Origin of the sequence: Ferrovibrio sp. (assembly GCF_041906005.1) — a bacterium.
Taxonomy (GTDB): domain Bacteria; phylum Pseudomonadota; class Alphaproteobacteria; order Ferrovibrionales; family Ferrovibrionaceae; genus Ferrovibrio.
Window position 1 is genome coordinate 2,099,474 of the sequence record NZ_JAYRJY010000001.1, and the last position, 18,658, is coordinate 2,118,131.

Below are 18,658 nucleotides of genomic sequence, written 5' to 3' on the forward strand. Positions count from 1 at the left end.
ATTTGATTGGTATGAATCCAAAAACAGTAAACCTATGGGGGCATGTATGCGGCGTTCGATCTTGGGGCTGGCAGCCATGCTGGCTGCCGGCTGGATTCCGCCTGGATGGGCGCAGCCGAAATGGGCCATCGGCCAGACGTACAGCGGCAATATCGACATCGGCGGCGTGCAGATGCCGCTTCCGGCGGGAGAGTGGACGGTATCCGGCTTTCAGGCTTCCACCAATCTGACGCGGACGGACGGCACGGTTCCCGGCGCTTCAATGGTTGTCACACTTGCGCAACTGACGGGGAGCGCCGTTCGTGGATACACGGTGTTTGTCTATAACGAACGCTCCATGAGCAGTGGCTGGAACGTTCCGGATGCCAAGACTTGCCGGCGCACTGAAATACATCACGCCAAGGTCATCCGTGATGTGCAGCTCAGCAAAAGCTGTGAGTATGTGAATCACATCATATATACCGTCAGCGCCACGTCGGCACAGTGGTGGAAAGACACCATCGATTTTGCGCGCAGCCGCGCCATTGTCATGCCGCCAGTGACAATTGCCAGCGGCATCGTCGTGTCTGATCGCGCGAATTTCGTTTCCGCCCTTTATCACTTCAATCCAGCCTTAAAAGGCTTTCCAGCGCCAAATAATACGGTCTGGGCAAGCAGTGACTGGAACGTGATGAATGTTGCCGAGGACGAAAGGAAGAAAGCCTTCGTTCAGTCGGTCATCGACTGGACGGAGAAAAGCCGTCCGGCGGTTGAAGCCGGCCTTGCCGGGAAACTGAAAAAGGGCGAGGGGCTCGACTGGCCGGCCGCGATGCAGTGACCGGGCTACAGGATTTCCAGTACCTTCTCAGGCGGGCGGCCCAGCACGGCGCGGCCCTTATGCACGAAGATCGGCCGTTCCAGCGCTTCCGGATGCGCGGCGATGCCCTTGATCAGCGTCGCCTCGTCGGCCGTTGGGTCGATGCCGGCCTCGGCAGCTTCCTTTTTGCGCAGCACGGCGCTGGCCGGCAGCTTCAGCAGGCCGAGCAGGGTCTTGAGCGCTGCGGCATCGGGCGGGGTCTTCAGGTATTCCACGATCCGCGGTTCGATGCCGCTGGCCTGCAGGATCGCCAGGGCCTGGCGCGATTTGGAGCAGCGCGGATTGTGATACAGCGTGGGTCCGATCATGGCGGGCTCCGTCATTTGGGGCGGCAGTGTCGTCATTCTGCCAAGAAGTTCCATGAAGATGGATACTTAGTCGCATCCGGGAAGAGTTGCAATTTGATGACCGGGGTATAAATAGGAAAGCCATGGCCGCCCATTGGACCCTGAACGACCTGCCCTGGACCAGTTTCGACCCCTCGAAGGTCGATCCTGAGCTGTTGCGCGCAGTCAAGGCCGCGGCCCTGGTCGAACATAACGCCGACGATTACGTCACCTATCTGTGCAACGTCTTCGCCGACGACCCCGAATTCTGTGCCGTGGTGCGGCAATGGGGCGTCGAGGAGGTGCAGCACGGCCAGGCGCTGGCCCGCTGGGCCCAGATCGCCGACCCGGATTTCGACCCCGCTCTGGCGCTGAAGCGCTTCACCGAGCATTACCGCCTGCCGCTGGAGGCCACGGCCTCCGTGCGCGGCAGCCGCAACGGCGAACTGGTGGCGCGCTGCGTGGTGGAATGTGGCACCTCCAGTTTCTACAGCGCGATCCGCGATGCCACCGACGAGCCGCTGCTGAAGCTGATCGCGGCCAAGATCGCCGCCGACGAATTCCGGCATTTCAAGCTGTTCTACGAACACCTGCAGCGCTATCAACGTAATCAGCCGCTGGGCAAACTCAGCCGCCTGCGCGTCGCTCTGGGGCGCATGCAGGAAGCCAGCGACGACGAGCTCGCCATGGCCTACTGGTGCGGCAATGGTTGCCAGGGCGAATATGATCGCGCGAAACAGAGCGCGGCCTATGAGCTGCGCGCCAGCGCGGTCTATCGCTTCGGTCATATCCAGCGTGGATTGGCCATGGCCTTCAAGGCCTGCGACCTGAATCCCCAGGGCTGGTTCAGCCGCTGGTTTGGTGCCCTGGCCTGGCGCATGCTGCAATGGCGCCAGCGCCGCCTGGCCTCTATCGCCGCGGCATAAGGCAGCGGCCAACCGCAACCGACTTTTTGCCGTATCCGCCGGCTCCGGCCTTGCGCATTCCGCCGGGCGGGCTACCGTTGCTTGCATGGGGCAGGAAATACCGGGGGCTCATCGTCACATTACGCCAGTGGCCGAGGCGGATCTCGATCCGCAATTGCAATGGCTGCTGCAGTATTGGGCGGGTAAACGCGCAAGCCGGCGCTTTGCCTCGCGAACTGATATCGATCCGCTGGAACTCAAGCCGCTGCTCGGCCACATCCTGATGGTGGATGTGGTGCCGCAATCCGATAGCGCGCCGCCCCGTTTCCGTTATCGCCTGTTCGGTACCGAATTCGTTTTCTATCACGGTGGCGACCTGACCGGGCATTGGCTGGACGAGATTGCCAATCGCGAATTCCGCGACGAGTTGCTGGATCTATATCGTGCCGTGGTCAGCGAGGGCGAGATGCGCACCTTGTCCTATGATTACGTGGTCGACAGCCGCAGGCACCGTTTCCAGGCCGTGCTGCTGCCGTTGTCCAGCGATGGCGCAGACGTCGATATCGTGCTCGGGTGTGGCGTGCGCGTTGCGGTGGTCTGAGCTTTAAGCGGCCATGGCGTGTTCGTCGATCCAGTCGGCGATCATGGCATTCACCTCATCTTCCTTCGGCTCGCCGAAAATGAAGTGGCTCAGGTCCGGCACCTCGCGGAAGACCGCGCGGCCGGAATATTGTCGGGCCACGCTGCGGCAGGTGACGGCAGGCGTCACCTTGTCATCGCTGCCGGCCAGCACCAGCATGGGGATCTGCACGCGATGGGCACTGACATGGGTGGCGGCATGCCAGTCCAGCCACCAGGTCAGCGTCTCGAACAGCACGCGACCCGATTCCGGCACCAGGCGGGCGAAACTGTCGCGCCGCAGGGCAGGCGGAATACGGTCCATCGAATAATGTTCGGCCAGTTGATAATCGGGCGGCAATGCCTTGCTGCGCAGGTTGCCGGTTTTCAGCAGCAGGCCAATGGCGCCGCCTATTTCCGCCATACTGTGCGGCAGCGTTCCCCAGGCCGCCACCGGCGCCAGCAGCACGGCGGCCCGGGCCAGATTGCGCGCGGCCAGTTGCTGCGCCAGTAGGCCGCCCAGCGAATGGCCCACCAACACCGGCGGTGGGCTGCCGCCCTGCATCAGGCGCGCGATCTCGGCTTCCAGGAAACGGCGATAATCGTCCACGCCCTGGCGATGCAGGTCGGGGTGCGGTGGCTGGCCGGCGAATTCCGCGTCATGGAAGGGCAGGTCGGGCGCATGGGTTTTCCAGCCACGGCGATTGAGCTCGCCGCGCAGCCGTTCGAACACCCAGCCGCCGGCAAAGGCGCCATGCAGCAGCAGGATATCGCCCTTGCTCATAACGCCATCCTTCCGGCTTCAACTGCGAACGCGGTCGGCGAATTCGGCGACGATCAGTTCATAGATCGGTCGCTTGAACGGCACGATCAGGTCGGGCAATTGCCGGAAAGGCAGCCAGCGCCATTCCTTGAATTCGGGATGCGGCGTTTCGATATTGATGTCGCTGTCGCGGCCCTTGAAACGCGCGAGATACCATTTCTGCCGCTGGCCGCGATAACGGCCCTTCCACACCTTGTCGGCCAGGTCGGCCGGCAAGTCATAGGACAGCCAGCCGCGGCTTTCGGCGATCACCTCGGCCAGCTTGGCAGGCACGCCGATCTCTTCTTCCATTTCGCGCAGGGCCGCCTGCAGCGGGTCTTCGCCGGGGTCGATGCCGCCTTGCGGCATCTGCCAGGCTTCCGCCGTCTGGTCGATGCGCTGGCCGACAAAAACCAGATCGTCGCGATTGAGCAGCGCAATCCCGACGCCTTCGCGATAGGGGCGCGCATCGGCGGCAGCACTCATGGCAGGCTTCACTCCGGGGTTTGGCGATTGGCGATGGCCGAAACCGGGGCCAGCGAGATGCCCTTGGCATCCAGCTTCCCCGCCCAGGCCAGCAGGCGATCCAGCGTCACCGGATAGGGCTGCGCGCTGCCGATGGCAATGCCGCCGGCGCGGGCGGTGCGCTCCAGTTCGTCCAGGCGCGCATCGATGGTCTGTGCGCCGGGCTGTGCATCGATCTGCCGGTTGACGAAAGCATAGACGCCCCCGGCATCGCGCATGATCTTCGCGGCCACGCTGCGCGGCGCCACGCGGGTATCGACGAACATCAGGCCGCGCTCTTTGAGTTTCAGCGCGATGCCACGCATATGCTCGGGCGAGGAGGTGTATTTGCCGCCCATCAGGTTGGTGAAGCCGATATAGCCGCTGGCCCGCGCCAGCAACCAGTCCAGCCGGCGCACATTTTCCTGGTCGCTCAGGCTGGTCAGCAGGGTATAGGGGCCGGGATCGCTGGTCGGATAGTCGAAGGGTTCCATCGGCATGCCGAGCAGAACTTCGTGACCGGCACTGCGCGCACGTTCGATCTGCACCGCCAGGTCGGGCGCATAGGGATTGAAGGCAAAGGTGATCGCTGGCGGCAGCCGTTCGGCGGCCAGTGTGGTGAGTTGCACGTTCAGGCCCATATCCTGCAGCACGATGGCCAGCCGTGGCCGTGTTGCCGGCTCGTCGAAGGGCCGCGCATAGGCGCTCCAGGGCTGGCGCCCGTCGGCACCGATCTTCGGGATCAGGCCGCGCGGCGTGGCTTCGCTGAGATTGGGGTCGGGGGCCACCAGCAGCCCGCTCGGCAGCCGGCCGATGGCGGGCGGTGGCGCGGCCTTGTCGGTTTTCTGGTCGGGCGCCAGCCGCGCTTCGGGCGGCAGGGCCAGGCGGGCCACGCCGATGATCACTTCCGAGCCGGGCAGCGATGTCAGGGTTTCGCCGGTGGTGACCAGCCAGCCGCCCACGCCGGCCAGCATCAGCAGCACGGCGGTCCAGGCCGTCAGCAGCAGGCGCCGGTTCACCGTGCCGAAATCGCCGCGCAGGAAGGGTGGCCAGAGGATCAGGCCGATGATGCGGAACAGCGCCGCCAGCTTGTGCTTGAAGCCCTTGCGGCGGGGCGGCGCAGCCGGGATGTCGTCTTCGGCGCGCGTGATCGTCTGGATCAGGTCGGCATCCTGATCGTCGTCTGTCTGCAGCACATGCATGTCGTCGGCATGCATGTCTCCCGCGCCGTTCATTTGGCCGGCCTGCCGCCGCCTGCGGCCAAGGCCGCCGAACAGGCGTTTCAACAGGCCCTGTTTCGCTGCAGGGCCTGGCACCGCCCGATCCTCGGGATCGGCATGCAGGTCGGATTGATCGGCCATCGGGTCAGCCTTCTGCTGATCTGTGGCGCCCGCCGCTCACTTGCGGGCAGACGGCTTGGGCGGCGCGCGCAGCACTTCGATGGCAGCCTGCAGCACCAGGTCGGGGCCATCCTGACCGGGCGTCTGCACCTGGGCCGGTGCCGGCACCTTGTTGGTGTCAGGCTGCTGCTTGGCATCGTCCTCGGTATGGCGCGTGTCGGTCATTTCCCGACGCGCCTTCAGCGCAGCGGCGATCTGGTGGTCGCGCTCGTTCCAGGCCTCCACATCGGGCACGATGCCGACCTTGTCGATGCTGCGGCCCGATGGCGTGAAATAGCCGGCCGTGGTCAGCTTCATGCCGCCGAACTCGCCCAGCGGGATCATGGTCTGCACCAGGCCCTTGCCGAAGGTGGTGTTGCCCACCAGCACGGCGCGGTGATGGTCCTGCAGCGCGCCGGCGACGATTTCAGACGCCGATGCCGAGCCGCCATTGATCAGCACCGCCATCGGCTTGCTGTCGGCGACGTCGCCACGTTTGGCGTTGTAGCGTTGGCCCTCGTCGGCGCTGGCGCGCAGCGCGCGGGTCGAAACGATCTCGCCCTGATTCAGGAACGTGTCCGACACCGAGATGGCCTGGTCCAGCAGGCCGCCGGGATTGTCGCGCAGGTCGATGATGTAGCCTTTCAGCTCCGGCCCCATTTCGGCTTTCAGCTTGTCGATGGCGGCCACCAGGTCCTGCGTGGTGTGTTCGTTGAACGACGAGATACGCAGATAGGCGAATTCGCCTTCGCGGCGCGACCGCACCACGCGTGTCTTGATCACCGCGCGGGTGATTTTCACGTCGAAGGTCTTGGCCGCGCTGTCATTGCCGCGGCGGATGGTCAACACGATATTGGTGTTGGGCGCGCCGCGCATCTTCTCGATGGATTCCTGCAGCGACTTGCCCATCACCGGTTCGCCATCCAGATGGGTGATCATGTCGCCGGTCAGCAGGCCGGCCTTCTGTGCCGGTGTGTCGTCGATCGGCGACACCACCTTCACCAAACCGTTCTCCTGTGTCACCTCGATGCCCAGCCCGCCGAACTCGCCGCGTGTCTGTACCCGGGCTTCCTGGAAATTGCGCGGCGGCAGGTAGACCGAATAGGGGTCGAGCGAGGCCAGCATGCCATTGATGGCGGCCTCCATCAGCTCGTCGTCCTTGGTCTCCTTGTAATAATCGTTGCGCACCCGCTCGAAGATCTCGCCGAACAGGTTGAGCTGCCGATAGGTTTCGTTGGCCTGCAGGTTGCCCACCTTGCTGGGCGCGGCAAACAGCGCAACCGAGCCCATCAAAGCGAAGGCACAGACACCGCCGAGGAGGAAATTGCGCATCAGCCGCTTACCTTTCTGTCGCCTGAGGCCAGCCAGGGCAGCGGATTGACCGTTTCGCCCTTGCGCCTCAGTTCAAGATATAGGACGGGTTTTTCGCCCGGGGAGTTGCCCATCAGGCCAACCGGCTCGCCGGCGAGAACCCATTGGCCGACGCTACGGTCGATCCGTCCAAATCCCGCCAATAAGCTATGGTATCCACCGCCATGGGCGATAATCAAGAGTTGCCCGTAACCGCGGAACGGTCCGGCGAACATCACTTTGCCGTCAGCCGGCGCGATCACCTGGGCGCCCGGCCGCGCCTCGATGCGGATTCCGCGCAGCGGAACGCCATTTTCGTCCGACTGGCCGAAGCGGCCGACCACCCGGCCCCGGGCCGGCAGGGCCGCAGACCCTTCCAGGGCGGCATAGGCCTCTGGCGGGTCGCGGTCGCCGCCCTTGGGCGCCGTGCCGCGGTTGCGTGCCTCGGCAGCGCGGCGTTCGGCCTCGCGGCGCTCCTGCTCCAGCAGGCGGTCGACCAGGGCGCGCAGGTCCTTCGCCTGGGCTGCCAGCTGGCTTGATTTCTCGCGCTCGGAATCGCGCTGTTCCGCGGTTTCCTGGGCTGCCGCCGCGGTTTCGGCCTGCAGGAATTCCAGATCCCTCCGTTCGCGGTCTAGCTGCTCGATCGCCCGGCCCAGTCGCTCCTGCTCGGCCGCCACGCCCTGCCGCAGCTTGCCCAGGCGGGTCAATTCGTCTTTCAGGCGGGCGGCACGCTGCTCGATTTCCGGCACCAGGGCGGCCATCAACTGGCTGGCGCGCACCATATCCAGCGCCGAACCGGGCGCAAGCACCATGGCTTCCGGCGGTTGCCGGCTCAGATGCGCCAGGCTGGCCAGCGTTTCGGCCAGTTCGCCGCGCCGGGCGTCCAGGGCCTGGCCGGCGGCTTTCTCGTCGGTGATCAGGCGGGCCAGCTTGTCCTCGCTCTGCGACACCAGGTCTTCCTGGGCCTGCAGCTTTCTGGCGGCAACCACCAGTCTCTTTTGCAGATCGCGCTGCTTCTGCGCCAGTTTGGCGGCTTCCTGGCCCAGTTCGCGCTCGCGCTGGCGGCTCTGCTCCAGCCGCTTCTGCACGTCCTGCAATTGCTGCTGTGGCGCCTGGCCCTGCGCGGGGCCGCTGGCCGCCACCAGCAGCGTCAGCAGTGCCAGCGACGACGTGAATTTACGCAAGGCGGCGGGTGGCATTCTGGCTGGCGGCCGCACCGGGCTTGGCCAGGCAATGTCCGGTCATCTCGGCCGGTTGTGGCAGGCCGAGGAAATGCAGCAGGGTCGGCGCGATGTCGCACAGCCGGCCGTCGCTTAAAGCATAGGCATCGGTGCGTGCGCCGCCGGTCAGCAGCAGCGGCACCGGATTGGTGGTGTGCTGCGTATGGGCCTGGCCGCTGCTGCGGTCCATCATCTCTTCCAGGTTGCCGTGATCGGCGGTGATCAGCATCACGCCGTCCATCTGTTTCACGGCCTCCTCGACGCGGCCGACGCAGGCATCCACGGTTTCAGCAGCCTTGATCGCGGCCGGCATCGAGCCGGTATGGCCCACCATGTCCGGGTTGGCATAGTTCACGATGATCAGGTCGTATTGGCCCGAGGTGATCGCCGCCGTGAGCTTGTCGGTCACTTCCGGCGCCGACATTTCCGGCTGCAGATCATAGGTCTTCACCTTCGGCGACGGCACCAGGATGCGGTCCTCACCGGGGAATGTCTGCTCCTCGCCGCCATTCATGAAGAAAGTGACATGGGCGTATTTCTCGGTTTCGGCGATGCGCAGCTGTGTCTTGCCGGCTTTCGCCAGCACCTCGCCCAGTGTGAGCGGATAACGCACCGGCGGAAAAGCAGTCGCGAGGAATTCGTTGAGCTGCGCCGAATATTCCGTCACGCCCACGGCGCCGGCAAACCGCACCACGCGGCCGCGGTTGAAGCCGTCGAAATGTGGATCGAGCAACGCCGTAAGGATTTCACGCGCACGGTCGGCGCGGAAATTCGCCATCAGCACGCCGTCGCCATCCTTCATGCCGCCAAAGCCCGCAATGGCGGTGGGAGTGATGAATTCGTCGGTCTCGTCTGCGGCATAACCCTGTTCGACAGCGGCCTCGGCGCTGGCCGCCGCCTTGCCCCTGGCATCCACCAGCGCGTCATAGGCCTGGGCCACACGTTCCCAGCGCTTGTCGCGGTCCATGGCATAGAAGCGCCCGGAAACGGTGGCAAAGCCGATGCCGTTGATGCCCGCGATCTGCTGGCGCACCTGGGCCAGGAAACCCAGCGCGCTTTTCGGCGGCGTGTCGCGGCCATCGGCGAACATGTGGATCCACACCTTGACGCCGGCAGCGGCAACGATCTTCGCCAGCGCGGCCATGTGGTCCTGGTGTGAATGCACGCCGCCATCCGACAGCAGACCCAGCAGATGCAGGGCGCCGCCGCTTTGCTTCAGTTTGGCGATCAGGCCGGTGACGGCCGGGTTGGTCGCCAGGCTGCCATCGGCCACGGCATTGTCCAGCCGGCCCAGATCGGGCACGGCGATACGGCCGGCGCCGATATTCATGTGGCCCACTTCCGAATTGCCCATCTGTCCGTCCGGCAGGCCCACATCGCGGCCCGAAGTGCCCATGCGGGCAAAGGGGCGGGTCTCCAGCAGCCGTCGGTAATTGGGCAGCCGGGCCTGGGCCAGTGCATTGTCGGTCGGGTCCTCGCGCAGGCCCCAGCCGTCCAGGATGCACAAAACGACGGGTTTCTTGGCTTCGGCGGTCTCGGTCATGGCTCAAGGCGGAAAAGCGGTGGGAATTCGGGCCTTACATAGCGCAACCGGGCAGCGCCGTCACGCCGGGCTTTCCCATCGCCGTGATCGATTCCACCAATCATGGCGGTCAGTCGCGGTGATAGGGATGTCCGGTCTGCAGGCTCCAGGCCCGGTAGAGCTGTTCCAGCAGCATCACCCTGGCCAGCAAATGCGGCCAAGTCATGGCCGACAGCGACAGTGTTAGCCGGGCCCTGGCCGTCAGGGCGGGGTCCAGCCCGTCGGCACCGCCGATCAGGAAAGCCACGTCCTGTTCGCCGCCGTCGCGCCATTTCTCCAGGATTTCGGCGAATTGCCGGCTGGACAGGCTTTTGCCCCGCTCGTCCATCGCCACCAGCACGGCGCCCTTCGGCACGGCCGCCAGCAGCAATTCGGCCTCGCGCGCCTTGCGCTCGGTCACACTGCCACCCTGTTTGCGGTCTTCCACCTCGCGGATGGTCACCGGCCAGGGCAAACGCTCGCGATAGGAATCGATCAGGCTCTGGGCCGCGTCGTGCTTGGCCCGGCCAGCCCTACCGATGCAGGCAACCGTGATCTTCATGGGTGGTTTTCATCGCTCCGGCTGGAACCGGAGCGATGTTGGCATCAGGCCGCAGCGGGCTCGGGAATGGCGGCGCCCCACATCTTTTCCAGATTGTAGAAGCTGCGCACTTCCGGCCTGAAGATATGCACGACGATGTCGCCGGTATCGATCAGCACCCAGTCGCCCACCGCCTTGCCTTCGGCGCGCACCTTCTTGCCGGTTTCCCGGGTGATGCGCTCCACCAGATGCTCGGCGATGGCCGCCACCTGGCGCGAGGACCGGCCCGAGGCGACAACGAGGAAATCGGCAATCGACGACTTGCCGGTCAGCTCGATCGAGACGATGTCTTCCGCCTTGTCGTCGTCCAGCGATTTCAGGATCAGCTTGTGCAGCTTGATCACCGCGGCCGGGATGGCGGCGCGGCGGGCTTCGGCTTTTTTCGGATCAATCGGCTTTTTGGCGGGCTTCGGCTTGGATGCAGCCTTGGCGGCTTTGGTGACGGCGCTGGTCACCGTCTTCTTTTTCGCCGCGCCCTTGGCTGGCGCCGTGCTTTTGGCCGGTGCCTTGGTCTTGGGGACCGGCTTTGCGGCTGATTTGGTCTTTCCGGCAGGCGTCTTGCCGGCTGAACTCTTGCCGGCTGAATTCTTTGCGGTGGAAGCGGCCTTGGGCTTGGAGCCGGCGGTCGCGGCAGCGCGTTTGCGCGTCGTGGTGGTTGCTATGGCTTGGTCCTCCTTGATGGAGTCCTCCGGAAACTGACACCCGATTCGACCGGTATGGCGGCCGAATCGGGTCCAGTGTATCGCGACTCGGGTTACCCGACAATGAAAGTCGTGTGAAACACCGGTCGGCGCGGGCTTACAGGAACCACAGCCAGGTGATCAGGACGAACGGAATCATCAGCAGGGGCACCGACCACAGCATGTAGCCGAAAAAGCTCGGCATGCGGATGCCCGACTGCTCGGCGATGGCCTTCACCATGAAATTCGGCGCGTTGCCGATATAGGTGACGGCGCCCATGTAGACCGCGCCCATCGAGATCGCCAGCAGCGTGCCGGCCATTGGCCCCATCAGCGCGGCGGCGTCGCCACCGGCCATGTGGAAGAACACCAGATAGGTCGGCGCATTGTCGAGGAAGGCCGACAGCAGGCCGGTGAGCCAGAAATACATCTCGTCGCGCGGCGCGCCATCCGGCCCGGTGGCCAGGGCGATCAGGTCGCGCAGCTGGCCGTCGCTGCCGGCGCGCAGGATGGCGATCACCGGTACGATGGTCAGGAAGATGCCGGCAAACAGCTTGGCGACTTCCAGGATCGGTTCCCAGTTGAAGCCGTTGCCTTCGCGCGTGGTCTTCGCCGTGATCAGCAGCGACACGCCGGCCAGACCCAGCAGGATGGCGTCGCGCGCCAGGTTCTGCGGTTTCACTTCCACACCGCCGATGCTGAAGCTCCAGCCCGGCTGCCAGGTGCCCGACATCAGCACGGCGCCCACCACGCCGGCCAGCAGGAAAATATTGAGGCCGCCTTCGACGCGGATGGCGGTGTCGGGCGTCGGGTCGCGGGTAACGCCTTCCTTCACGTAGTAATAGCGGTCGACGGCATAGAACACCGCCAGCAGGATCATGCTGAGCAGCAGGGTGGGGGCGAACATCGCTTCCATGGTCCAGAAGAAGCGCACGCCGTTGAGGAAGCCCAGGAACAGCGGCGGATCGCCCAGCGGCGTCAGCGCGCCACCCACATTGGCGACCAGGAAGATGAAGAAGATCACCACATGCACATTGTGCTTGCGGTTGTCGTTGGCGCGGATCAGCGGGCGGATCAGCAGCATCGCGGCGCCGGTGGTGCCCATCCAGCTGGCCAGCACCGTGCCGGCGGCCAGCAGGCCGGTATTCAGGCTGGGCGAGCCATGCAGGTTGCCCACGATGCGCACACCGCCAGCGATGGTGAACAGCGACAGCAGCAGAATGGTGAAGGGCAGGTATTCATGCAAAGCCACTTCCAGCACCACATGCATGGCGCTGTCGGCACCGTCGCGCAGGGCGAACGGCACCAGGAAGGCCAGGCCCCAGAAGGCGGCGATCTTGCCGTAATGGTGATGCCAGAAGGATGGCGCCATGAGCGGGAACAGCGCGATCGACAGCAGGATGCCGGCGAATGGCAGGCCCCATAACAGCGTCAGGCTGGCGCCGTCGATGGCAGCAGCCTGTGCCGGCGCGCTGAGGGCCAGTGCCGCAATGGCAATGAATGGAATAACGGCAAAAGCCCCGGCCTTGCGGGTCGGTTTGGCGGGCATCGCGGCGCGCTCCCCTCGGTTGTTGTTTCGCGTCGTGTGTCGCGCACCGATATGGGAATTCTTGCCGCCAATGGCAACCCTTGCCCGGGCGTATTTGCTCAGAACATGAAGAACAGCAGGGTAACAAGCACAAAACAGGGCAGCAGGATGCCGCAGCTCCACACCATGTAGCCAAAGAAGCTGGGCATCTTCACGCTCATCTCCTCGGCGATGGCCTTCACCATGAAATTGGGGGCATTGCCGATATAGGAGTTGGCGCCCATGAACACCGCGCCGGCCGAGATCGCCAGCAATGTGGTGGCCAGCGGGCCCATCAGCGTGGCGGCATCGCCGCTCGCCATGTTGAAGAACACCAGATAGGTCGGCGCATTGTCGAGGAAGCTGGACAGGCCGCCAGCCAGCCAGAAATACATCGCGTTGTTGGGCGAGCCGTCCGGGTTTGAGGCCAGGCTGACCAGGCCGCCCAAGGCGCCGTCAGTGCCTGCGCGCAGGATGGCGATTGCCGGGATGATGGTGACGAAAATGCCGGCAAACAGCTTGGCGACTTCCACGATGGGGCCCCAGGTGAACCCGTTATCGGCGCGGGTCTGCGCCTCGGTCAGTTTCAGCGAGGCAAACGCGATGGCCAGAAGCAGCAGGTCGCGTGCCAGATTCTGCAATTCGACATTCACGCCAAAGATGCTGAACTCTATGCCGGGCTTCCAGGTGCCCGACATCAGCACGGCCAGGATGACGGCGCCGAGCAGGATCAGGTTGACGCCGCCCTCGATGCTGATCGGACTATCGGGCGTCGGGTCGGCTTTCACGATGCCTTCCTTGCGGTAGAGGTAGCTGTCGATGGCATAGAACACGCCCAGCAGCACCACGACGACCACCAGCGTGGGCATGAACAGCGCCTGGGTGGTCCAGAAGAAATGCACGCCCTTGAGGAAACCCAGGAACAGCGGCGGATCGCCCAGCGGCGTCAGCGCGCCGCCGATATTCGAGACCAGGAAGATGAAGAAGATCACCACATGCACATTGTGCTGGCGGTTGTCGTTGGCGCGGATCAGCGGCCGGATCATCAGCATCGAGGCGCCGGTGGTGCCCATCCAGCTCGCCAGCACGGTGCCGATGAACAGCATGGCGGTGTTCAGGCTGGGCGAGCCATGCAGGTTGCCGGTCAGCCGCACGCCGCCGGCCACGGTGAACAGGGCGAACAGCAGGATGATGAAGGGGATGTATTCGTGCAGCGCCACTTCCAGCAGCGCGTGGCCGGTGGGCAGCGAACCGAATTGCAGGGCGAAGGGCACGATCACGCACAGGCTCCAGAAGGCGGCGACCTTGCCGTAATGGTGATGCCAGAAAGACGGCGTGAACAGCGGCATCAGGGCGATCGAGAGCAGGATGCCGGCAAACGGCAGCACCCACAGGATATTCAGCGCCTTGCCATCGATGGCGGCGGCGGCCTGCGCCGGCATGGAAAGGCCAAGGCTGAACAGCAGGCCAAACAGAATGGACGGCGCAGCCAGGCGCAGAACACGCGAGCAGGTCATGTTTCCCCCGGAATGACGCGGAATGCAGAATGCCGGCCGGCACCATACCGGCTGGCTGCCGGCCCGATCAATGGCCGGGGCAATGGCCGGGGCAATGACCGGGGCAATGGCCGGCGCGGTCTAATGGCCCGGGCTGTCGTCGCGGCTCACGAAATGGGCCTGCGGTTCGTCATAGCCGGCCGGATCCTGGTGGATGATCACCTCGGCGCCGGGAAACAGCTCCAGCAGGCGCATTTCGATCTCGTCGGAAATCCGGTGCGCCTCGCGCAGCGACAACTCGGGATCGAGTTCAAGATGGAACTGGATGAACACCTGGTTGCCGGCCTGGCGGGTGCGCAGATCGTGCAGGGCGCGCGCGTCCGGGTGGGCGCGCACCACGGCCAGAATCCGCTCTCGGTCGGCATCGGCCATTTCGCGGTCCATCAGGTGATGCAGGGCGCCGCGCACGATGTCGATGGCGCTTTTCAGGATCACCGCGGCGATGGCCAGCGCGCAGACCGGATCGAACCAGGCGAAATCGCCGCGGCTGGCCAGCACGAGGGCCGCGATCACCGCCAGGTTGGTGGCAAGGTCGCCCACGTAATGCAGGCGGTCGGCGGTAACGGCCAGCGACCCGGTCTGTCTCACCACGTGGCGCTGATACAGCACGAGGGCGGCGGTCAGCGTGATCGAGAGCAGCATCACGACGATGCCGGCCAGGCCCTGCTCCACCGGCTGCGGCTGCAGCAGGCGGTCGATCGATTCCACCACCAGGAACAGCGCCGAGCCGACGATCAGCGCGGCCTGGCCCAGTCCGGCCAGTGCCTCGGCCTTGCCATGGCCGAAGCGATGCTCGTCATCGGCCGGCGTCAGCGCGTGGCGCACCGCCAGCAGGTTGACCAGCGAAGCCAGCGCATCAAGCAGGCTGTCGACCAGGGATGCCAGCAGCGACACCGACCCGGTGACCATCCAGGCTGCCAGTTTGGCCATGATCAGCACCAGGGCCACGGCCACCGAGGCATTGGTGGCGCGCCGCATCAGCCGCGCCTTCAGCGCGGGATCGGCGGGCACATAGGCGTTCGGACCGGCCATCAGGGAAACAGCCGTTCGGTGGCCCAGCTCTCTCCGCTGCGGCGGTAGACCAGCCGGTCATGCAGGCGGAAAGGCCGGTCGGCCCAGAATTCCAGATAGCTGGGCGCGATGCGGAAGCCCGACCAGTAGGGCGGGCGCGGCACCTCGCCGATGGCGTATTTCGCGGCGTATTTCGCCACGGCGGCTTCCAGCGCGAAGCGGCCCTCCAGCGGGCGCGACTGTTGCGAGGCCCAGGCGCCGATGCGGCTGTCGCGCGGCCGCGAGGCGAAATAGGCATCGGCCTCTTCGTCGCTCACCACGCTCACCTGTCCGCGCAGGCGCACCTGCCGGCGCAGGCTTTTCCAGTGGAACACGGCGGCCGCCTGCTTGTTGGCGAGGATCTCGCGGCCCTTCTGGCTTTCGAAATTGGTGTAGAAGACAAAACCCCGCGCATCATGGCCCTTCAGCAGCACCATGCGCACGTTGGGCAGGCCATCGGTGTCGGCCGTGGCCAGTGCCATGGCATTGGCATCGTTGGGTTCGCTCTTCTCGGCCTCGGCCAGCCAGTCGGCGAACAGGGCATAGGGATCGGCAACAGCATCCATGTCTGGTTCAAGCCTTTGATAATCAATCTTAATTACTTGCGGGGCGGCGCCGCAGATATAGCGCAATGACGCAACAATACCAAATCTGCGCCGCAATCCCGCCGTAATCGGGGCCGAGATTCCCCTCCGTGCCCGCCATGGGCATGTCTTTGGGGTTCCAACATCCATGATCGCTTCATCCAAGCGTTTTGTCCCTGTCGTCGCCGCGCTGGGCATCGCCGGCCTGCTGGCCGCCTGCGCCAACGACAGCGGCCCGAAGCAGAATGTCGGCACCGTGCTCGGCGGCGTCGGTGGCGCCGTGGCCGGCGCGCAGTTCGGCAAGGGCACCGGCCAGCTGGTCGGCGTCGCGGCCGGCACGCTGATCGGCGCGCTGCTGGGTTCGGAGGTCGGCAAGTCGCTCGACCGGGCCGACCGCAGCTATATGGATCGCGCCAACCAGCGCGCGTTCGAGAGCACGCCTTCGGGCACCCAGGTTTCCTGGCGCAACCCCGATAGCGGCAATGCCGGCACCGTGGTGCCGCAGCCGGCCTATCAGGCGCAGAGCGGCGAATATTGCCGCGAATTCCAGCAGACCATCACGGTCGGCGGCCAGACCCAGCAGGGCTATGGCACCGCCTGCCGCCAGCCCGATGGCAGCTGGAAAGTGATGAACTGAACGAGCTTTTTCTGGCCCGTCTGGGCCACTGCGTCCGGCGTATTTTCCCTTCCCCCCAGACTCAACGGCGTATCCTCCCGGATGCGCCGTCTTTTTTTGTGGTGCGTTAAGGATTCCGGCCTAAGATGGGGCGGTCGCCTGCAGAAGCCGGCGATGCCATATGCAGCAGCAGGAGGCCAGAATGGTCGCCGAGATTGCCGGGAACGCCGTTCCCAAAAGCCTGCTGGCCGCGCGCGAGGCGCTGGCCGGCCTGAAAGCACCCCGTGTGAAAACCGAGGCCGAGCAGAAGCTCGACGAGGTGCTGCGCGATCTGAAAAGCACCAAGAGCAAGGCCGCGCAGGAAGCGGCCCGGCGCAAGCTGGAGCGGCTGAAGGCCCGGCTGGAGGCGCTCAAGCTCGCCGCCGGTTCGGCGGCGGCGACCGGCGATGCCAAGCTGGCGCGCAAGGTGGCCAAGGAAATCCGCGATGCCGCGCGTGAACTCGGCCGAGCACTGGCTGCCGCCGGCGGCGATGCCGGCAGTGCGGGAGTGGCGGCTTCGGCCGGCACCGCGTCTGTGGCGGCAACAGAGACAAAGACCGGCGAGCAGATCAAGACGGTGGCGGCGCCTGCCGTCGGGACCCCAGGCCAGGGCAATGATCTCGCCACGCTGAAAAGCGAGGCGATGGGGATGCTGAAAGAGCTGAAGAAAATCATGCGCAAGCTGCGCGAAACTGGCCTGCACCCGAATATCCCGTCCAAGGATCGCATCGAGATGGAAAAGATGTTCGCCGAAGCCGAGCGCGAGATGGCGGGCCTGCAGGCCGCCGCGATGCCGGGCCCCGCCATGCCGGGCCTCGACGCGGTCTCCGTTCATGGGGTGGACCTCAGGGCCTGATTTGCCTAGCCTTCCTCCGGTCAAGGGGAGGAAGAATGTTCACGCCGCTACTGGAACTGGATGTCGAGGTCGCCGCGCCGCAGAGCGTGGGGCGGGCGGAAACCGGCGAGCGCCGCTGCGTGCCGATCATCGGCGGGCGTTTCCGCGGCCGGCTGCAGGGGCGTGTGCTGGCCGGCGGCGCCGACTGGCAGGTGCTGCGGCCCGATGGCCTGGCCGACCTGGATGCGCGCTACATGCTGGAAACGGACGAGGGTGCACGTATCGAGGTGTGGAGCCGGGGTCTGCGCATCGGCACGCCCGAGGTGATGGCGCGGCTGGCGGCGGGCGAGAGTGTCGATGCGTCCGCCTATTACATGCGCACGGCCATGCGCTTTGAAACCGCCGAGCCGTCGCTGCAATGGCTGGTGCATCGGCTGGCCGTAGCCATCGGCGAACGCCGTCCCGATCTGGTACGCTTGAAGGTATTCGCGCTCGATTGAGCGTGCGGCCTAATCCCGCGCCGGCTGCAGGATGCCGTGAATGCGGCTCACCTGGCCATCCGTGTCGCGTTCGCTTTCGCCCAGCGCCAGCAGGGCGCGGTCGGGATGGTCGCGGTCGTTGAGGCGGAAGCGGATCTGGTCGCGCGCGGCGCCGGCGCGCAGCCGCTGGTAATGGCCGCGCACGATCTCGCGGTCGTCGGGATGCACGCGCTCCAGCCAGGCCGCCAGCGCGGCGGGGCAGGATTGCGGCGCCAGGCCCAGCAGGCGGTAGAATTCATCTGACCAGCCGATCTGCTCCGGCTGTGCCTGCCAGCTCCAGCTGCCATGGCCCGACAGGCGCTGGGCGGCGGCGAATTCGCCCAGCATGCTGCGATAGGCGCGTTCGATCTCGGCGCGATTGCTTTCGGCGACGGCGCGCGCGCGGTCCAGGTCGCTGATCAGTTTGGCATTGCGCAGGCGCAGGGCGATGGCAAACCGCTCCCGCCGGTTGTTGGTCTGCGCCACGAAGCTTAAGGACAGCATCAGGATGATGCCGAAGAACGACATGTAGATCGCGCTCGCCTCGGCCTCCAGCAGGGCCCGGGTATAGGGCGGCACCGACATCGTGACCATGAAGGCATAAAAGGCCGGCAGGTGCACCGCACGGGTGCTCATCGCGCTGATCAGAAGTCCGGCCCAGGCCACACCCAGCACGGCCTGCAACGCGAAATCGCCAGGCGGATAGCAGAACCAGCCCAGCAGGCCCCAGGTGATGCCGGTGATGGCCGAACCGAAGGTGAAGCGCAGGCCCCAGTCGCCGCTGCCGCCGATCAGCGGAGCGGTATTGGTGTAACGGTCACGCTGGTAATCCAGATAGAAGGTGCCGGCGGCATACAGCAGCGTCAGTCCGGCGATATGCCACCAGGTCAGGTATTCCTTGTACATGACGAAGGCGCCGAACAGCATCGGGATCGGCAGGTAACGCGTGGCGAAGCTGTTGTGATACAGCCGCTCGATCAGCAACGCCTCGACCTTCGGGTCGTACCGGTCCAGCAACGACTCATCGTCGTCCATCAGGCGCTGCAGCAGGGCAGGCGAAATGCCGGACTGATCGTCCAAGCCAAGATCCC

Annotated in this window: 21 protein-coding genes; 7 read left to right on the forward strand and 14 right to left on the reverse strand. The window is 65.3% G+C overall.

Annotated features, from left to right (window positions below; translation table 11 throughout):
* Positions 1-46 precede the first annotated feature (46 nt).
* Positions 47-817 carry a hypothetical protein gene (locus tag ACE3OO_RS10245; protein ID WP_374302464.1) on the forward strand — a complete coding sequence of 257 codons (771 nt, stop codon included), beginning with the start codon at positions 47-49 and terminating at the stop codon, positions 815-817.
* 5 nt (positions 818-822) lie between these two features.
* Here the strand turns inward: ACE3OO_RS10245 and arsC are convergent, their stop codons facing one another.
* Positions 823-1,164: an arsenate reductase (glutaredoxin) gene (arsC, locus tag ACE3OO_RS10250; protein ID WP_374302466.1), complete on the reverse strand. Its 342-nt coding sequence runs from the start codon at positions 1,162-1,164 to the stop codon at positions 823-825.
* A gap of 122 nt (positions 1,165-1,286) precedes the next feature.
* Between arsC and ACE3OO_RS10255 the strand changes: the two genes are divergently transcribed.
* Both ACE3OO_RS10255 and ACE3OO_RS10260 read left to right on the forward strand, forming a co-directional pair.
* Positions 1,287-2,108: a ferritin-like domain-containing protein gene (locus ACE3OO_RS10255; protein ID WP_374302468.1), complete on the forward strand. Its 822-nt coding sequence runs from the start codon at positions 1,287-1,289 to the stop codon at positions 2,106-2,108.
* Positions 2,109-2,235: 127 nt separating this feature from the next.
* Positions 2,236-2,688 carry a PAS domain-containing protein gene (locus ACE3OO_RS10260; protein WP_374302470.1) on the forward strand — a complete coding sequence of 151 codons (453 nt, stop codon included), beginning with the start codon at positions 2,236-2,238 and terminating at the stop codon, positions 2,686-2,688.
* Between the two features lie 3 nt (positions 2,689-2,691).
* On the opposite strand, the gene ACE3OO_RS10265 is transcribed toward ACE3OO_RS10260, so the two are convergent.
* The 8 genes from ACE3OO_RS10265 to rsfS form a co-directional block, all read right to left on the reverse strand.
* The gene (locus ACE3OO_RS10265) at positions 2,692-3,489 is read right to left on the reverse strand and encodes an alpha/beta hydrolase (protein WP_374302472.1); all 798 of its coding nucleotides are present in this window, start codon (positions 3,487-3,489) and stop codon (positions 2,692-2,694) included.
* 18 nt (positions 3,490-3,507) lie between these two features.
* The gene (locus tag ACE3OO_RS10270) at positions 3,508-4,005 is read right to left on the reverse strand and encodes an RNA pyrophosphohydrolase (RefSeq protein WP_374302474.1); all 498 of its coding nucleotides are present in this window, start codon (positions 4,003-4,005) and stop codon (positions 3,508-3,510) included.
* Positions 4,002-5,372 carry a divergent polysaccharide deacetylase family protein gene (locus ACE3OO_RS10275; RefSeq protein ID WP_374302477.1) on the reverse strand — a complete coding sequence of 457 codons (1,371 nt, stop codon included), beginning with the start codon at positions 5,370-5,372 and terminating at the stop codon, positions 4,002-4,004. Before ACE3OO_RS10275 ends, ACE3OO_RS10270 begins: the two co-directional genes overlap by 4 nt.
* Before the next feature lie 36 nt (positions 5,373-5,408).
* The gene (locus ACE3OO_RS10280; RefSeq protein ID WP_374302479.1) at positions 5,409-6,722 is read right to left on the reverse strand and encodes a S41 family peptidase; all 1,314 of its coding nucleotides are present in this window, start codon (positions 6,720-6,722) and stop codon (positions 5,409-5,411) included.
* Positions 6,722-7,939, reverse strand: coding sequence for a murein hydrolase activator EnvC (locus ACE3OO_RS10285; protein WP_374302481.1), 1,218 nt, complete (start codon positions 7,937-7,939; stop codon positions 6,722-6,724). The genes ACE3OO_RS10280 and ACE3OO_RS10285 overlap by 1 nt, the downstream gene beginning before the upstream one ends.
* On the reverse strand, positions 7,917-9,503 hold the full coding sequence (gene gpmI, locus ACE3OO_RS10290) for a 2,3-bisphosphoglycerate-independent phosphoglycerate mutase (protein WP_374302482.1): 1,587 nt from the start codon (positions 9,501-9,503) through the stop codon (positions 7,917-7,919). Before gpmI ends, ACE3OO_RS10285 begins: the two co-directional genes overlap by 23 nt.
* A 109-nt stretch (positions 9,504-9,612) precedes the next feature.
* Positions 9,613-10,083: a 23S rRNA (pseudouridine(1915)-N(3))-methyltransferase RlmH gene (gene rlmH / locus ACE3OO_RS10295; RefSeq protein WP_374302484.1), complete on the reverse strand. Its 471-nt coding sequence runs from the start codon at positions 10,081-10,083 to the stop codon at positions 9,613-9,615.
* A 44-nt stretch (positions 10,084-10,127) separates the two neighbouring features.
* Positions 10,128-10,577 (reverse strand): ribosome silencing factor, encoded by a 450-nt coding sequence (gene rsfS / locus ACE3OO_RS10300; protein WP_374302486.1) that lies wholly within the window; start codon positions 10,575-10,577, stop codon positions 10,128-10,130.
* Between rsfS and ACE3OO_RS10305 the strand changes: the two genes are divergently transcribed.
* Positions 10,561-10,821: a hypothetical protein gene (locus ACE3OO_RS10305; RefSeq protein WP_374302488.1), complete on the forward strand. Its 261-nt coding sequence runs from the start codon at positions 10,561-10,563 to the stop codon at positions 10,819-10,821. The genes rsfS and ACE3OO_RS10305 overlap by 17 nt on opposite strands.
* Positions 10,822-10,920: 99 nt before the next feature.
* Here the strand turns inward: ACE3OO_RS10305 and ACE3OO_RS10310 are convergent, their stop codons facing one another.
* From ACE3OO_RS10310 to pdxH, 4 genes are all read right to left on the reverse strand, one after another.
* Entirely contained in the window at positions 10,921-12,351 is a 1,431-nt protein-coding gene (locus tag ACE3OO_RS10310) for a sodium:proton antiporter (protein ID WP_374302490.1), read from the reverse strand.
* 98 nt (positions 12,352-12,449) lie between these two features.
* Complete coding sequence (locus ACE3OO_RS10315) at positions 12,450-13,886, reverse strand: sodium:proton antiporter (protein ID WP_374302492.1); 1,437 nt, start codon at positions 13,884-13,886, stop codon at positions 12,450-12,452.
* 120 nt (positions 13,887-14,006) lie between these two features.
* Entirely contained in the window at positions 14,007-14,957 is a 951-nt protein-coding gene (locus ACE3OO_RS10320; protein ID WP_374302494.1) for a cation diffusion facilitator family transporter, read from the reverse strand.
* The gene (gene pdxH, locus ACE3OO_RS10325; protein WP_374304681.1) at positions 14,957-15,568 is read right to left on the reverse strand and encodes a pyridoxamine 5'-phosphate oxidase; all 612 of its coding nucleotides are present in this window, start codon (positions 15,566-15,568) and stop codon (positions 14,957-14,959) included. Before pdxH ends, ACE3OO_RS10320 begins: the two co-directional genes overlap by 1 nt.
* A gap of 139 nt (positions 15,569-15,707) precedes the next feature.
* On the opposite strand from pdxH, the gene ACE3OO_RS10330 reads away from it, so the two are divergent.
* The 3 genes from ACE3OO_RS10330 to ACE3OO_RS10340 all read left to right on the forward strand — a co-directional run bounded on the left by ACE3OO_RS10330 (position 15,708) and on the right by ACE3OO_RS10340 (position 17,549).
* Positions 15,708-16,196 carry an RT0821/Lpp0805 family surface protein gene (locus ACE3OO_RS10330; protein ID WP_374302496.1) on the forward strand — a complete coding sequence of 163 codons (489 nt, stop codon included), beginning with the start codon at positions 15,708-15,710 and terminating at the stop codon, positions 16,194-16,196.
* A gap of 181 nt (positions 16,197-16,377) precedes the next feature.
* Positions 16,378-17,070, forward strand: a complete 693-nt coding sequence (locus tag ACE3OO_RS10335; protein ID WP_374302498.1) for a hypothetical protein — start codon at positions 16,378-16,380, stop codon at positions 17,068-17,070.
* A gap of 35 nt (positions 17,071-17,105) precedes the next feature.
* Positions 17,106-17,549, forward strand: coding sequence for a DUF3237 domain-containing protein (locus ACE3OO_RS10340; RefSeq protein ID WP_374302500.1), 444 nt, complete (start codon positions 17,106-17,108; stop codon positions 17,547-17,549).
* Between the two features lie 9 nt (positions 17,550-17,558).
* Here ACE3OO_RS10340 and ACE3OO_RS10345 read toward each other — a convergent pair whose 3' ends face one another.
* Entirely contained in the window at positions 17,559-18,647 is a 1,089-nt protein-coding gene (locus tag ACE3OO_RS10345; protein WP_374302502.1) for a PAS domain-containing protein, read from the reverse strand.
* Positions 18,648-18,658: the final 11 nt, after the last annotated feature.